This is a genomic window from Streptomyces sp. NPDC037273, from assembly GCF_055603625.1.
The window spans coordinates 1-15,157 of sequence record NZ_JBVJVO010000027.1 but is presented as its reverse complement, the minus strand read 5'-3'; the positions used below and the strand labels follow the sequence as shown (position 1 = coordinate 15,157).

General features: G+C 71.7%; 12 protein-coding genes and 1 other RNA gene. 12 read left to right on the top strand and 1 reads right to left on the bottom strand.

Annotated features, from left to right (window positions below; all coding sequences use genetic code 11):
• The first annotated feature begins 29 nt into the window (after positions 1–29).
• From ftsX to ACZ7G1_RS37565, 5 genes are all read left to right on the top strand, one after another.
• Complete coding sequence (gene ftsX, locus ACZ7G1_RS37585; protein ID WP_470876651.1) at positions 30–947, top strand: permease-like cell division protein FtsX; 918 nt, start codon at positions 30–32, stop codon at positions 945–947.
• A gap of 78 nt (positions 948–1,025) precedes the next feature.
• Positions 1,026–2,201 carry a S41 family peptidase gene (locus ACZ7G1_RS37580; protein WP_470876649.1) on the top strand — a complete coding sequence of 392 codons (1,176 nt, stop codon included), beginning with the start codon at positions 1,026–1,028 and terminating at the stop codon, positions 2,199–2,201.
• An 18-nt stretch (positions 2,202–2,219) separates the two neighbouring features.
• Complete coding sequence (gene smpB, locus ACZ7G1_RS37575; protein ID WP_470876648.1) at positions 2,220–2,768, top strand: SsrA-binding protein SmpB; 549 nt, start codon at positions 2,220–2,222, stop codon at positions 2,766–2,768.
• A gap of 80 nt (positions 2,769–2,848) precedes the next feature.
• Positions 2,849–3,242, top strand: a transfer-messenger RNA (tmRNA) gene (ssrA, locus tag ACZ7G1_RS37570).
• A 149-nt stretch (positions 3,243–3,391) separates the two neighbouring features.
• On the top strand, positions 3,392–4,468 hold the full coding sequence (locus ACZ7G1_RS37565; RefSeq protein WP_470876646.1) for a glycoside hydrolase family 18 protein: 1,077 nt from the start codon (positions 3,392–3,394) through the stop codon (positions 4,466–4,468).
• On the opposite strand, the gene ACZ7G1_RS37560 is transcribed toward ACZ7G1_RS37565, so the two are convergent.
• Positions 4,465–5,727: an MFS transporter gene (locus tag ACZ7G1_RS37560; RefSeq protein WP_470876644.1), complete on the bottom strand. Its 1,263-nt coding sequence runs from the start codon at positions 5,725–5,727 to the stop codon at positions 4,465–4,467. The two genes, ACZ7G1_RS37565 and ACZ7G1_RS37560, sit on opposite strands and share 4 nt — an antisense overlap.
• Positions 5,728–5,810: 83 nt before the next feature.
• Here ACZ7G1_RS37560 and ACZ7G1_RS37555 point away from each other — a divergent pair, with 83 nt between their 5' ends.
• From ACZ7G1_RS37555 to ACZ7G1_RS37525, 7 genes are all read left to right on the top strand, one after another.
• A complete protein-coding gene (locus ACZ7G1_RS37555) occupies positions 5,811–6,779 on the top strand; it encodes a LysR family transcriptional regulator (RefSeq protein ID WP_470876642.1) in 969 nt (322 codons plus the stop codon).
• Positions 6,780–6,987: 208 nt separating this feature from the next.
• The gene (locus ACZ7G1_RS37550; protein ID WP_470876640.1) at positions 6,988–8,343 is read left to right on the top strand and encodes a nitrate/nitrite transporter; all 1,356 of its coding nucleotides are present in this window, start codon (positions 6,988–6,990) and stop codon (positions 8,341–8,343) included.
• A gap of 84 nt (positions 8,344–8,427) precedes the next feature.
• Positions 8,428–9,564, top strand: a complete 1,137-nt coding sequence (locus tag ACZ7G1_RS37545; protein WP_470876638.1) for a uroporphyrinogen-III synthase — start codon at positions 8,428–8,430, stop codon at positions 9,562–9,564.
• 29 nt (positions 9,565–9,593) lie between these two features.
• Positions 9,594–10,121 (top strand): GNAT family N-acetyltransferase, encoded by a 528-nt coding sequence (locus ACZ7G1_RS37540; RefSeq protein WP_470876636.1) that lies wholly within the window; start codon positions 9,594–9,596, stop codon positions 10,119–10,121.
• 63 nt (positions 10,122–10,184) lie between these two features.
• The gene (locus ACZ7G1_RS37535; RefSeq protein WP_470876634.1) at positions 10,185–12,518 is read left to right on the top strand and encodes a HelD family protein; all 2,334 of its coding nucleotides are present in this window, start codon (positions 10,185–10,187) and stop codon (positions 12,516–12,518) included.
• 423 nt (positions 12,519–12,941) lie between these two features.
• Positions 12,942–14,372, top strand: a complete 1,431-nt coding sequence (locus ACZ7G1_RS37530; RefSeq protein ID WP_470876632.1) for an NAD-dependent malic enzyme — start codon at positions 12,942–12,944, stop codon at positions 14,370–14,372.
• A gap of 321 nt (positions 14,373–14,693) precedes the next feature.
• Entirely contained in the window at positions 14,694–14,975 is a 282-nt protein-coding gene (locus tag ACZ7G1_RS37525) for an HU family DNA-binding protein (protein WP_017237029.1), read from the top strand.
• Positions 14,976–15,157 lie beyond the last annotated feature (182 nt).

Below are 15,157 nucleotides of genomic sequence, written 5' to 3'. Positions count from 1 at the left end.
GCCTGTAGCGAGTAGGAGAAAGCAGACCCATGCGCGCTCAGTTCGTGCTTTCCGAGATCGGCGTCGGACTCCGGCGCAACCTGACGATGACCTTCGCCGTCATCGTCTCCGTGGCCCTCTCGCTCGCCCTCTTCGGCGGCGCGCTGCTCATGCGCGAGCAGGTCAGCACGATGAAGGACTACTGGTACGACAAGGTCAACGTCTCCATCTTCCTCTGCAACAAGACCGACGCGGCCACCGCGCCCAAGTGCTCCAAGGGCGCGGTCACCGCTCAGCAGAAGGAACAGATCGAAGCCGATCTGAAGAAGATGGACATCGTGGAGGACGTCCACCACGAGTCGGCCGACGAGGCCTTCAAGCACTACAAGGAGCAGTACAGCGACACCGCCATCGCCTCCGTCATCACGCCGGACCAGATGCAGGAGTCGTTCCGGGTCAAGCTCAAGGACCCGGAGAAGTACAAGGTGGTCGCCACGGCCTTCGCCGGCCGCGACGGCGTCGAATCGGTCCAGGACCAGCGGAACATCCTGCAGAACCTCTTCGACCTGATGAACGGCATGAACATCGCCGCCCTCGGCGTCATGGGCCTCATGCTGATCATCGCGCTGATGCTGATCGTCAACACGGTCCGCGTCTCGGCCTTCAGCCGCCGCCGCGAGACCGGCATCATGCGGCTCGTCGGAGCGTCCAGCTTCTACATCCAGATGCCCTTCATCATGGAGGCCGCCTTCGCCGGGCTCCTGGGCGGCGCGGTCGCCTGTGTCCTGCTGCTCGTCGGCCGGTACTTCCTCATCGACCACGGCATCGCGCTCGCCGACAAGATGCAGCTGGTCAACTTCATCGGCTGGGACGCCGTCCTCGCCAAGCTCCCCCTCGTCATCGCCATCGGCCTGCTCATGCCCGCCGTGGCCGCCTTCATCGCCCTGCGCAAGTACCTGAAGGTGTGAGAAGACACCCCTGACGGCGGATGGCGCCGCACGGCCAAAGCCCGTGCGGCGCCATCGCCTTGTCCTAGAGTGGGCGGCATGCCGGCCGGCGGTGATCTCTTCTGTATCCGGCCCCGCGGAGTGCTCCGTGGGGCCGTTCTGACGTTGGTGTTCGCCGGCGTCCTGGGCGCGGCCGCGGTCACCGGCGTGCTGCCCCGGCAGGAGGCCGGGGGCGTGACCCGGGAGACCGCGACATCCGCCGGCAAGGCGGGGACCGTCGACAGGGGGGCCCTGAGCCGGGCGGCCGCCGCGGCGATGGCGGACGGGAAGTCGGGGAAGCAGGCGGCGGAGGAGTTCGTCAGCCGGAGCGGGGACCGCTGGGGGGCGGTGTACGACAAGAGGGAGTACGCCGAGTTCGAGCAGGCCCTGGACGGGACCTACACGGGGGTCGGGCTTTCGGCGGGACGCGCCGGGGCCGACGGGGTCAAGGTGACCCGGGTGCAGGCCGGCGGACCGGCGGAGCGGGCCGGGCTGCGGGTCGGGGACCGGCTGGTGGCCGTCGACGGACGCCCGGTCGGCGGGCTTTCGGTCTCCGAGGTGGTGTCGCTGCTCCGCGGGGACGGCGTGGCCGGTTCGCCGGTGGCCCTCGGCGTGGAGCGGGGGCGGGCCTCCTGGACGCGGACCCTGCGGCGGGCGCGGCTCGCCACGGAGCCGGTCACCGTACGGCGGCTGGACGACGGGACGCTGCTGATCCGGGTGGCCGCCTTCACCAAGGGCGCGGGCGCGCGCGTGCGGGACGCGGTACGGGCCGCGCCCGCGGGTGCCGGGGTCCTGCTCGACCTGCGGGGGAACGCGGGGGGCCTGGTCGCGGAGGCCGCGGTGGCCGCGTCCGCGTTCCTGGACGGCGGGCTCGTCGCCACGTATGACGTCGAGGGCGAGCAGCGGGCCGTGTACGCGGAGGGCGGCGGCGACACCGGGCGGCCGCTCGTGGCGCTGATCGACGGCGGCACGATGAGCGCGGCCGAACTGCTGACGGGCGCCCTGCAGGACCGGGGCCGGGCGGTGACGGTGGGCTCGCGGACCTTCGGGAAGGGCTCGGTGCAGATGCCGAGCGCGCTGCCGGACGGCTCGGTCGCCGAGCTGACCGTCGGCCACTACCGCACCCCGGCGGGGCACGCGTTGGACGGCCGGGGCATCACGCCGGACCTGGCGGCGGGGGACCGGGCCGAGGAGCGGGCTCGTACGGTATTGAGTGGCCTCGGAGGGGGCTCGTAGTGCGAAAATGACCGCACTATGGCAAAGGGACTCGTGAACGTGCAGGGCAAGCCTGCGAAGAAGACGACGGACAAGGCGCCCGAGCGCAAGCTGATCGCGCAGAACAAGAAGACGCGCCACGACTACCACATCATCGACACCTACGAGTGCGGTGTCGTGCTCATGGGCACCGAGGTGAAGTCGCTGCGGATGGGCCGGGCCTCGCTGGTCGACGGCTTCGTCCAGATCGACAACCACGAGGCGTGGCTGCACAACATCCACGTGCCCGAGTACATGCAGGGCAGCTGGACCAACCACTCGGCGAAGCGGAAGCGGAAGCTGCTGCTGCACCGGGCCGAGATCGACAAGCTGGAGTCGAAGTCGCAGGAGACGGGTCACACGATCGTGCCCCTCGCGCTGTACTTCCTGAACGGCCGGGTGAAGTGCGAGATCGCGCTCGCCAAGGGCAAGAAGGAGTACGACAAGCGCCAGACCCTGCGGGAGCAGCAGGACACGCGCGAGACCGCGCGGGCGATCGCGTCGGCGAAGCGGCGTCAGCGGGCGGCCCAGGCTGCCGCGCGCGGCTAATTCGCTGGCAACCGCACCCGTCGGTCACGTACGATGGGTCACGCACCCCACCGAGGGTGCACGCATTGAAAACACAACATGGGGATGATCGGTTTCGACAGCGGATGTCGAAGCAGTGGGAAGCGTGTCGAGGAAGCGGCAATGATCTCGTAAACCATATGTCGCAACCAATAATCGCCAACTCCAAGAGCGATAACTCCCGCTTCGCCCTCGCTGCCTAATTTTAGGTAACGAACAGAAGCCTCTGTGAGGAGCGTCAGCCCGGGGGTGGTCCCGACCCGGATCCTGGCGTCATTTAGGGATCTAAACCTCCTGCCCCGGTCACGGGGGCAGGGGGGAAATCAAACAGTGACTGAGCCCGTTCCGGACTTGTCTGGGTGATCCGGAGGGCTGAGAAACTCGTACCAGACTGCACACGGAGAAGCCCTGATTCCGCACCGTTGGACGCGGGTTCGATTCCCGCCATCTCCACTCATCCCATGTGGGCACAGGCCCGGCAGTCATCACGACGGCCGGGCCTTTGTCATGCCGGGTGTCGTCGTGTCCGCCCTCTTGTCGACTTGGTCTGTACCTGCCACCCTGCCGGGGCCGCCCCTCACGCCACGGCACTCCCGGAGGTACGTATGCGTCACAGACCCCTCGCGGTCCTGCTCATGCTTTTCGCCCTCCTGATCCCGACCGCCGCCCCGGCCTCGGCCGCCGCCCCCGTGCAGGTCTACGGCGCGTGGCACTGCGGGGACGACTACTGCACCTGGGGCACGGTCCGCTCCGTCGCCGAGTTCGACGCCAAGAACCACTGGCTGATCGACCGCGGCGACGGGCGCCCCTCCGTCAACCTGGTCGTCCTCAGCTTCGTCGAACCCCTCAAACTGCTGCGCCGCACCGATGACGCCACCACCGCGCACGGCGTTCCCGTCGGCATGAGCCGCGAGATCGTCCAGTACTTCACCTCCCGCGGGGTCCGCGTGATGCTGTCGATCGGCGGGATCACGTACACCGACGAGTGGGACGCGGCCCTCGCCGAGAACGCCACCCAGCTGGGGCTGAACGCCGCCGCCGTCGCGGCGGACCTCGGCGTCGGCATCGAGATCGACTACGAGCAGAACACCGGGCCGAACCTCACCGGTCTCCAGGCCTTCATCGACGCCTACCGGTCGGTCCACCCCTACGACGCCTCCGGTACGCGGCTGGCCGCGCGCCTCACCCTCGACACCGCCGCCGGCGACCGCTGGCTCATCGACATCAACCGCAAGGCCACCGCCGACTGGCTGCGCACCGACAAGCCCGTCCTCGACTACGCCAACGCGATGGTGACCGCCCGGCCCTCCTCGGCGAGCACCCACATCGCCAACTGGCAGGAGCACCTCGACGGCAAGTCGCAGTTCTCGCCGCCGGTCGCGCCGCTGGCCCCCGCCAAGTTCACGGCCGGGCTCTACCTCGCGTACGGCCGCAGCCCGCTGCCCGAGTGCACGGACTTCGCGAACTCGCTGCAGAAGGCGACGGGGGACTGGGTGCGGAACGCGGCGCCCAACGGGGCGGGGACGACCTCGGGTCTGCTCGGGTACATGTTCTGGGCCGCCGAGAAGCCGTCCACGCGGGGCCTCGGCACCCAGGAACCCAACGGGTGCGCGGGCGGCGCGGGCGCCGGGGCGACCGCTTACGGCGTCCAGGTGCCGATGCCGCCGCTGCGGCAGAGCTAGCCGAGTCGCACGGAGGCCCGTGCGCGGCGGCCGACCCCGGTCGCCGCGCACAGCACCAGCGCCACCGCGGCCGCCCCCACCGGGACCAGGAAGCCGAAGGACGGGAAGGGGGCGTGGTCGGCGGACCAGCCGCCGGTGGCGGAGCCGGCCGCGATGCCGGCGAGCAGGGCGGTCACGGCGAGGGTCATGCCCTCGTTGAGCTGGGCCGGGGGAGTGAGGCGCTGGACGAGGCCCATGCCGGTGATCATGGTCGGGGCTGTCGCCATGCCGGCGACGAGCAGGCCGGCGGCGAGCGCGAGGAGCGAGCCGGTGGTGGCCGCGAGCAGCGGCATCGCCATGGTGACGGTCATCGCCGCGAGGCAGGTGCGGAGCGTGAAGGTGCGGCGGAGCCGGCCGTAGAGCAGGCCGGCCGCGCAGGAGCCCGCCGCCTGGAGGGCGAGCACGGGGCCGGCGACGGGGCCGTCCACGTACGCGAGGGCGACCACCTCCATCGAGCCGAAGATCGCGCCGGTGGCGAGGAAGACCGCGAGCAGCGGGACCATGCCGGGGGTCCGCAGCGGGGAGCCCGCGGCGGTGCGGGGCGCGACCGGCGGCTCGGTGGAGCGCTGGGCCGTGAAGATCAGGGCCCCGGTGAGGTAGAGGACGGCGGCGAGGAGGGTGCCCGCCTCGGGGAAGAGCGCCGAGCAGAGGAGTGCCGCCAGCACCGGCCCGACCATGTAGCAGAGCTCGTCGACGGCCTGCTCGAAGGCGTTCGCCGTGTGCAGGGCGTCCGGGTCGTCGCGCAGGAGGTGCGCCCAGCGGGCTCGGGACATGCCGCCCATGTTCGGCTGGGTCGCGGTGAGCGCGCAGGTCAGGAAGAGCGCCCAGACCGGGGTCTTCTGGTGCACGCAGAGGAGCAGGACCAGCTGGCCGAGGGCGGCGTACGCGGCGGCCGGGACCGCGACGCGGGCCTGCCCGTACCGGTCGACGAGCCGGGCGATCCAGGGGGCGGTGAGCGATCCGACGGCCAGGCCGGTGGCGGTGACGGCGCCGGCGAGGGCGTACGAGTCGTACCGGCCCGCGATCATGATGACGGCGCTCACGCCGAACATGCCGATCGGGAGACGGGCGATGAGGTTGCCCGCGGTGAAGGCCCGGGTGCCGGGGCGGGTGAAGAGGCGGAGGTAGGGGTTGCGCGGCTCGCGCGCGGCGGTGGCGGGGCGGTAGCGGGGGGCCAGGGCGGGGCCCGCCGGGGTGAGGGTGAGGTCGGCCGGTGGCATGGACCAAGGTTCGCGGGGGTGGGGCGGAGGGGTCCAACACCTGATCGGTGGCCATTCACGCACCTGTGTTGTTGAATGCGGCGATGGCCCCCTCGCACGACATCGACCCCCGGCTGCTGCGCGCGTTCACCGCCGTCGCCGAGGAGCTGCACTTCACCCGCGCCGCCGCCCGGCGCTACGTCGCCCAGCAGGCGCTGAGCCGTGACATCCGGCGCCTGGAGCGGGAGTTGGGCGTCGAGCTGTTCGTACGGACCACCCGGCAGGTGGCGCTCACGCCCGAGGGCGAGCGCCTTCTCCCGTACGCGCGAAGGGTGTCGGCCGCGCACGACGAGCTGCTCGACGCCTTCCGGGCCGGGGCGAGGCCGCTGCTCGTGGACCTCAACACCCCCGGCCTCGTCCAGGACCGCATACTGCGCCGGGCCCGCGAACTCGCCCCCGAGCACGAGCTGATGGCCCGTTTCGAGAGCGGCCTGACCGGCGCCGCGCGGGAGATCCTCGCGGGGCGGCTCGACACCTCCTTCGGCCGGTACGGAGGGCTCGACGCCGGGCTCAGGGCGAGGCTCGACGCCCAGTTCGTACGGTACGAGCCGATGGCCGTGCTGCTGCCCGAGGACCATCCGCTCGCCGCGCTGCCCGAGGTGCCGCTCGCCCGGCTCGCCGGGGAGCGGGTCTACGCGGGCGCGGGGAACGACCGCACGACCGAGTGGACCGACCTCGCCGCCCGGCTGTTCGCCGGGCGCGGCATCGAGCTGGCCCCGCCCGCGCCGCTCGCCGTCGGCCACGAGGAGTTCCTCAGGGTCATGGAGAAGCACCGCCGCCCGGTGCTCGTCGTCGTCGACTTCCCGGACATGCCCGGCTGCGTCCTGCGGCCGCTCGTCGACCCCGTACCCCTGTCACCGGTGAGTCTGGTGTGGCGCAAGGGGCTGCGGCACCCCGGTCTGGACGCGCTGCGGACCGCGGCGGCGGAGATCGGCGCCCTGGAGGGCGGCCGGTCGCGGCCGGCCGGCTCCTGGCTGCCGGCGGACGAACCGGGGCTGCCGGCGGTCGGGTGAGCGGAAGGTCCAGTACCCCTTGACCGGACCCGGAGCGGGCTCGGCCGAGAATGCGGGGGCGCTCACAGGAGCCCCGCGCGCCGGGTGAGAGCAAGGTTCCGCACCCGTCACCTCGCGGCACCGGCCTGAAACGCGGCCTCCCTAGCGTCGGAGAGCAGGAGGACCGGGGCTGTGGACGCCTCAGGACCCGACACCGCGGAGGTACGACATGGGCGGCCGTTGGATCGAACGGTGGGAGCCGGAGGACGAGACCTTCTGGCGCGAGAAGGGGGAGCGGATCGCACGACGGAACCTGATCTTCTCCGTGTTCTCCGAGCACATCGGCTTCTCCATCTGGAGCCTGTGGTCCGTCATGGTCCTCTTCATGGGCCCGCAGTACGGCATCGACCCGGCCGGCAAGTTCTTCCTGATCGCGACCGCGACCTTCGTCGGCGCGCTCATCCGCATCCCGTACACCTTCGCCGTCGCCCGCTTCGGCGGCCGCAACTGGACGGTCTTCAGCGCCCTGTTGCTCCTGCTGCCCACCGGCGTCGCGTTCGCGGTGATGGAGCCCGGCACCTCGTACACCACCTTCGTCCTGGTGGCGGCGCTGACCGGCGTCGGCGGCGGCAACTTCGCCTCCTCGATGACCAACATCAACGCCTTCTTCCCGCTGCGCAAGAAGGGCTGGGCGCTCGGCCTCAACGCGGGCGGCGGCAACATCGGCGTCCCCGTCGTCCAGCTCGTCGGCCTCCTCGTCATCGGCACCGCCGGAGCCCTGCACCCCCGGGTCGTGCTCGGCGTCTACCTGCCGCTCATCGTGGTCGCCGCCGTCTGCTCCGCGCTCTTCATGGACAACCTCGCCCCGGTCAAGAACGACACCGGCGCGGTCAAGGAGGCCGTGACGGCCCGCCACACCTGGATCATGGCCTTCCTCTACATCGGCACCTTCGGCTCGTTCATCGGGTACAGCTTCGCCTTCGGCCTCGTCCTGCAGACCCAGTTCGGCCGCACCCCCCTGCAGGCCGCCTCGCTCACCTTCATCGGCCCGCTCCTCGGCTCCCTCATCCGGCCCGTCGGCGGCTCCCTCGCCGACCGGCACGGCGGCGCCCGCATCACCCTCGGCACCTTCGCCGCGATGGCCGTCGCCACCTCGGTGGTGATCTACGCCTCCGTCGCCGAATCGCTGACCGTCTTCCTCGTCGGCTTCATCGGACTCTTCGTCCTCAGCGGCCTCGGCAACGGCTCCACGTACAAGATGATCCCGGCGATCTTCCTCGCCCAGGGGCACCGCAAGGGCCTCGTCGGCGAGCCCGCCGAGGCCTACGGGCGGCGGCTCTCCGGTGCCTCCATGGGCCTCATCGGAGCGGTCGGCGCGCTCGGCGGACTCGGCATCAACCTCGCCTTCCGCCAGTCCTTCCAGACCGCCGGCACCGGCACCGGGGCCTTCGTCGCCTTCCTCGCCTTCTACGCGGCCTGCATGGTCGTCACCTGGGCGGTATACCTTCGCAACCCCACCACCGTCCCCGAGACCGCCGAGGCCGTCACGGAGCCGGAGCCCCGGCCCGGATACGCGAAGGTGTGACGCCCGATGCCCGGCGCGGACCGTAACGACCAGGAAATACGCGCGAACCTCATCCGTCACGCGGTCCCGTCAGGCTCTGGAGCCATGGACGAGCAAGAACACGGCCCCCTCGCCGGCTTCACCGTGGGCGTCACCGCGGCGCGGCGCGCGGACGAACTCATCGCGCTGCTGCGCCGGCGCGGCGCGGCCGTCGTCCACGGACCCGCGCTGCGGATCGTGCCCCTCGCCGACGACACCGAACTCCTCGCCGCCACGAAGGAACTCATCGCCCACCCCCCGGAGGTCGTCGTCGCCACCACGGCGATCGGCTTCCGGGGGTGGGTCGAGGCCGCCGAGGGCTGGGGGTACGGGGAGGAACTCCTCGCCGTCCTGCGAGGCGTCGAACTCCTCGCCCGCGGCCCCAAGGTCAAGGGGGCCGTGCGGGCCGCCGGGCTCACCGAGTCCTGGTCGCCCTCCTCGGAATCCATGGCCGAGGTCCTCGACCGGCTCCTCGCCGAAGGCGTCGAAGGACGGCGGATCGCGCTCCAGCTCCACGGCGAGCCGCTGCCCGGCTTCGTCGAGACCCTCGAAGCCGGTGGCGCGGAGGTCGTGGGCGTCCCCGTCTACCGCTGGATGCCGCCGGAGGACATCGGCCCGCTCGACCGGCTCCTCGACGGGGTGCTCGCGCGGAGCCTCGACGCCGTGACCTTCACCTCCGCCCCGGCCGCCGCCTCGCTGTTCTCCCGCGCCGAGCAGAAGGGCGTACGGGCCGGGCTCGTCGAGGCGCTGCGGCACGACGTCCTCGCCGTCTGCGTCGGGCCCGTGACCGCCCTGCCGCTGCAGGCCGAGGGCATCGACACCCACCAGCCCGAGCGCTTCCGCCTCGGCCCCCTCGTCCAGCTCCTCTGCCGCGAACTCCCCACCCGCTCCCGGGTCCTGCCCGTGGCCGGCCACCGCGTCGAGATCCGCGGCCACGCCGTCCTCGTCGACGGCGACCTCCGGCCCGTCCCGCCGGCCGGCATGGCCCTCCTCGGCCTCCTCGCCCACCGCCCCGGCTGGGTCGTCTCCCGCGCCGACCTGCTGCGCGCACTGCCGGGCGCGGGGCGCGACGAGCACGCCGTCGAGACGGCGATGGCCCGCCTCCGTACGGCCCTCGGCACGCCCAAGCTGATCCAGACGGTCGTCAAGCGCGGCTACCGGCTGGCCCTCGACGCCGTCGCCGACGACAAGTACGAATCCTGACGGCCCGCGCCCCCGGATAGCGTGGGGCCATGATCCAGGGGATTTCGGTACGGCGGGGCGGGGTCGGCGACGCGGCGGAGCTGGCGCGGGCGCTGGTGAGGAACCGGGCGTACATGCGTCCGAGAGAGCCCTACCGGGCGGAGACGTACTACACGGAAGCGGCGCAGGCGGAGCGGCTGGCGGACGGCGGCGTCCGGTGGTTCGCCATGGACGCGCGGCGGATCGTGGGGATGGCGCACCTGGCCGGGGTCGTGCGCGGGCCGCTGTGCAGTGCCTCGCTCGGGTACTGGGTGGACGAGGCGTACACCGGGCGGGGCGTCGCCTCGGCCATGGTCGAGGTCGTGTGCCGGGAGGCGCGCGACGAGCTCGGGCTGCACCGGATCGAGGCGTCGACGATGCCGGACAACCACGCCTCCCGACGGATCCTGGAGAAGAGCGGGTTCGCGCTGATCGGGACCGCGCCGAAGTTCCTCCACATCGACGGGGAGTGGCGCGATCACCACCTCCTCCAGCTGGTGCTGCACGACGACCCGCCGCCGGGTGTTCCCCGCGCCTGACACGGCGCCCCCTGGTGGCGTACGCTCGACGGCTGCCCAGTGCACGTGAGAAGGGGGCCTTAGGTGGCCGCGCAGGAAGCCGTGGACACGGTCAGGGACCGTGAGATCGGTGTCGAGCAGGAACATCTGGATCAGGTCTACCGCCGCCTCGAGGAGAAGATCCACGAGGCGGAGTTCCTGATGAACGACGCGGCCCAGAAGGGCCATGTCGGCACACCCGGCGCTCTCGCCGAGCGCGACGCCCAGGTGTTCCGCGCCGGCATCCACCTCAACCGGCTCAACAACGAGTTCGAGGACTTCCTCTTCGGCCGGATCGACCTGCTGTACGGCAAGGACGGGAAGAGGGGGCCCGACGGCGCCTACACGTCCGTCGAGCCCGCGGAGGACGCCGTACGGCCCGACAACACGGCCGAGATCGGGGAGACCCTCCACATCGGGCGGATCGGTGTCCTCGACTCCGACTACGCGCCCCTGGTGATCGACTGGCGCGCGCCCGCCGCCGCGCCCTTCTACCGGTCCACCCCCGTCGACCCCGGCCGGGTCGTACGCCGCCGGGTCATCCGCTCCAAGGGCCGCCAGGTCCTCGGCGTGGAGGACGACCTGATGCGCCCGGAGCTGAAGGCCACCCTCGGCGGGAACGAGCTGCCCGTCATCGGCGACGGCGCCCTGATGGCCGCGCTCGGCCAGGCCCGCAGCCACACCATGCGCGACATCGTGTCCTCGATCCAGGCGGAGCAGGACCTCGTCATCCGCGCCCCCGCCGCCTCCGTCACCTACGTCGAGGGCGGCCCCGGCACCGGGAAGACGGCGGTCGCGCTGCACCGGGCCGCCTACCTGCTCTACCAGGACCGGCGGCGGTACGCGGGCGGCATCCTGATCGTCTCGCCGACCCCGCTGCTCGTCTCGTACACCGAGGGCGTCCTGCCCTCGCTCGGCGAGGAGGGCCAGGTCGCCATCCGCGCCGTCGGCTCGCTCGTCGACGGCGCCGAGGCCACCGCGTACGACGATCCGGCCGTCGCCCGGATCAAGGGCTCCTCCCGCATGGTCCACGTGCTGCGCAAGGCGGCCCGCGGCGCCCTGGAGACCCCCGCCCCGAAGAACCGCCAGCCGGAACTCGGGGAGGACGAGGCCACCGAGCCCGCCGGCACCCCCACGCGCCTGCGGGTCGTCGCCTTCGGGCGGCGGATCGAGCTGGAGGCCGAGGACCTGCGGCGCATCCGCCACAACGTCCTCGGCGGCAGCGCCCCGGTGAACCTGCTCCGCCCGCGCGCCCGCAGGCTGCTCCTCGACGCGCTGTACGCGCGGTCCGGCGCGTCCGGCCGGCACAGCGACCCCGAGCTCGCCGCCGAGCTGCGGTCCTCCTTCGACGAGGACGTGTCGACGGAGGACTCCTTCCTCGCCTTCCTCGACGCCTGGTGGCCCGAGCTCACCCCCCGCCAGGTCCTCGACGCGATGGCCGACGAGCGGCGGCTCGGCCGCTGGGCCCGCCGCATCCTCAACCCGGGCGAGGTGCGCCGGCTGGCCCGCTCGCTGCGCCGCTCCGAGCTGTCCGTGCACGACGTGGCCCTCCTCGACGAGCTGCACACCCTGCTCGGCGCCCCGGCGCGGCCGCGCAAGAAGCGGGAGTACGACCCGCTGGACCAGCTGACGGGCCTGGAGGAGCTGATGCCCGTCCGCGAGGAGACGCAGCGGGAGCGGGCCGAGCGGCTGGCGGCGGAGCGCACCGAGTACGCGCACGTGATCGTCGACGAGGCCCAGGACCTGACGCCCATGCAGTGGCGGATGGTCGGCCGGCGCGGCCGGCACGCCACCTGGACGGTCGTCGGCGACCCGGCGCAGTCCTCCTGGTCGGACCCGGACGAGGCCGCCGAGTCCCGCGACGAGGCCCTCGGCACCCGGCCGCGGCGCCGCTTCGAGCTGACCGTGAACTACCGGAACCCGGCCGAGATCGCCGAGCTCGCCGCCAAGGTCCTCGCCCTGGCCATGCCGGGCAAGGAGTCGCCGCGCGCGGTCCGCTCGACGGGCGTCGAGCCCCGCTTCGTGGCGGTCCCGGACAAGGCGGATCTGGCCGAAACCGTACGGTCCGAGGCGCGGCTGCTCCTGGAGCGGGTGGAGGGCACGGTCGGTGTCGTCGTCGCCATGAACCGGCGCGCCGAGGCGGCCCGCTGGCTCGCCGAGCTGGGCGACCGGGTGGTGGCGCTCGGCTCCCTCGAGGCGAAGGGCCTGGAGTACGACGCCACGGTGGTCGTCTCGCCCGCGGAGATCGCCGACGAGTCTCCGGCCGGACTGCGGGTGCTGTACGTGGCCCTCACCCGGTCGACGCAGGCCCTGACCGTCCTTTCGGGCGACCGGGACATGCCGGACGCGGCGGGGGTCCCGGACCTGCTGCGGGACTGACCGGCGCTTATCCGGCTCCGGCGGTCCCGTCGCGGTCCGTCAAGACCGCGGGGCTGATTTCAGGTCAACCTGTGGCGCTGGAATCACCGAGCAGGGTGGTTTGTTAGCCTTGTCGTGGCACCGGCTCGATCCAAGCCCCCGGGCCCAACCTTCGTCCCTCAGAGGGACCACTTGCCGCGAGGCGAGCATGGCGGGTCGGTGCCACTTAGACGTACGTACGAAGTCGAGGCCCTCGTCACCACCGGGTGACGGGGGCCTCTTCTGTTTCCCCAGGACTTCTCGTATGGTGGAAACTACTTTCCGAAGACAAAATGACCGCATTACCTGCTACCGGCAGGTAGGTGCGACCATCGGAGGGCGCCGCCAGGCAACCAGCCGGGGCGGCGTAGCAACGAAGCTCAGGGAAAGCAGAGGAACCCGGCCATGGCAACGGCGCCCAGCGTCTCGTACTCGATGACGGTCCGCCTTGAGGTACCCGCGAGCGGGACCGCGGTCTCCCAGCTCACCACGGCGGTCGAGTCCCACGGCGGGTCCGTCACCGGCCTCGACGTGACCGCCTCCGGCCACGAGAAGCTCCGCATCGACGTCACCATCGCCGCGACCTCCACGGCGCACGCCGACGAGATCGTGCAGCAGCTGAAGACCATCGAGGGCGTCGTCCTCGGCAAGGTCTCGGACCGTACGTTCCTGATGCACCTCGGCGGCAAGATCGAGATGGCGTCCAAGCACCCCATCCGCAACCGTGACGACCTCTCGATGATCTACACCCCGGGCGTCGCCCGCGTGTGCATGGCGATCGCCGAGAACCCCGAGGACGCCCGCCGCCTCACCATCAAGCGCAACACCGTCGCGGTCGTCACCGACGGCTCCGCCGTCCTCGGCCTCGGCAACATCGGCCCGATGGCCGCCATGCCGGTCATGGAGGGCAAGGCGGCCCTCTTCAAGCGCTTCGCCGACATCGACGCCTGGCCGATCTGCCTCGACACCCAGGACACCGACGAGATCGTCGCGATCGTCAAGGCGATCGCCCCCGGCTTCGCGGGCATCAACCTGGAGGACATCTCCGCGCCCCGCTGCTTCGAGATCGAGGCCCGGCTGCGCGAGGCCCTCGACATCCCCGTCTTCCACGACGACCAGCACGGCACCGCCATCGTCGTCCTCGCCGCCCTCACCAACGCGCTGCGCGTGGTCGGCAAGGGCATCGGCGACGTACGGGTCGTCATGTCCGGTGCCGGCGCGGCCGGTACGGCCATCCTGAAGCTGCTGATCGCGGCGGGCGTCAAGCACGCCGTCGTCGCCGACATCCACGGCGTCGTGCACGCGGACCGCGAGGACCTGGTCGATGCCGCGCCCGGCACCCCGCTGCGCTGGATCGCCGACAACACCAACCCGGAGGGCGTCACCGGCACCCTCAAGGAGGCCGTCGTCGGCGCGGACGTCTTCATCGGCGTCTCGGCCCCGAACCTGCTGGGCGCGGAGGACGTCGCCGCCATGGCGGAGGGCTCCATCGTGTTCGCGCTCGCGAACCCCGACCCGGAGGTCGACCCGGCCGCCGCGCGCCAGACCGCCGCCGTCGTCGCCACCGGCCGCTCGGACTTCCCGAACCAGATCAACAACGTGCTGGTCTTCCCCGGTGTCTTCCGCGGCCTGCTCGACGCCCAGTCGCGTACGGTCAACACGGAGATGATGCTGGCGGCCGCCTCGGCCCTCGCCGACGTCGTCACCGAGGACGAGCTGAACCCGAACTACATCATCCCGTCGGTCTTCAACGACAAGGTCGCGGGCGCGGTCGCCGGCGCGGTGCGCACCGCGGCGAAGGCGGCGGCCGCCGGCGGTGCGCCGAGCGGGCGCTGACGGCGCGTCGCGATTCGCGGAGCCGTAAACCCGCCTTTAGGGTTGCTTTTCGGCTCCGCGGACATGCGCGGAGTCGGCAGGAGTCGACAGAACGTCACCACGACGGGGCCCTGGCGCTTTTCGTGTGACCCCAGGGGGTGCCGGATTGGCGTTCCCGCCGCTGGTGGGGGCAGGATGCGTGTTTGGGCGCGAGGGTCTGTCATTAGACCCGGGTCCGGGGACTGTCCGAGGGCCCTGGCAGCATCGGCTTCGCTGTACCCAATCGCGCGGCTTCCGCCGCGTGGCACGCCTCACAGGCAAGAAGAACACGGGAGTAACAACATGAACCGCAGTGAGCTGGTGGCCGCCCTGGCCGACCGCGCCGAGGTGACCCGCAAGGACGCCGACGCCGTGCTGGCCGCTCTCGCCGAGACCGTCGGTGAGGTCGTCGCCAAGGGTGACGAGAAGGTCACCATCCCCGGCTTCCTGACCTTCGAGCGCACCCACCGTGCCGCTCGCACCGCTCGTAACCCGCAGACCGGCGACCCGATCAACATCCCGGCCGGCTACAGCGTGAAGGTCTCCGCGGGCTCGAAGCTCAAGGAAGCCGCCAAGGGCAAGTAAGGCAGCCTAGAGGCGCCGTGAGGGCGGCCACCCTGTCAGGGGGTGGCCGCCCTTCCGTTTGCGCCTGTACGGGCCCGGGGGGGGGGGGGGGGGGGTGTGAGGTACCTCGAGGGGTAGGGGGCACACGAAACGAAGGGACCAACACACACGGTGCCCCATCCAGCGGGGGCCCCCGCGGTTGT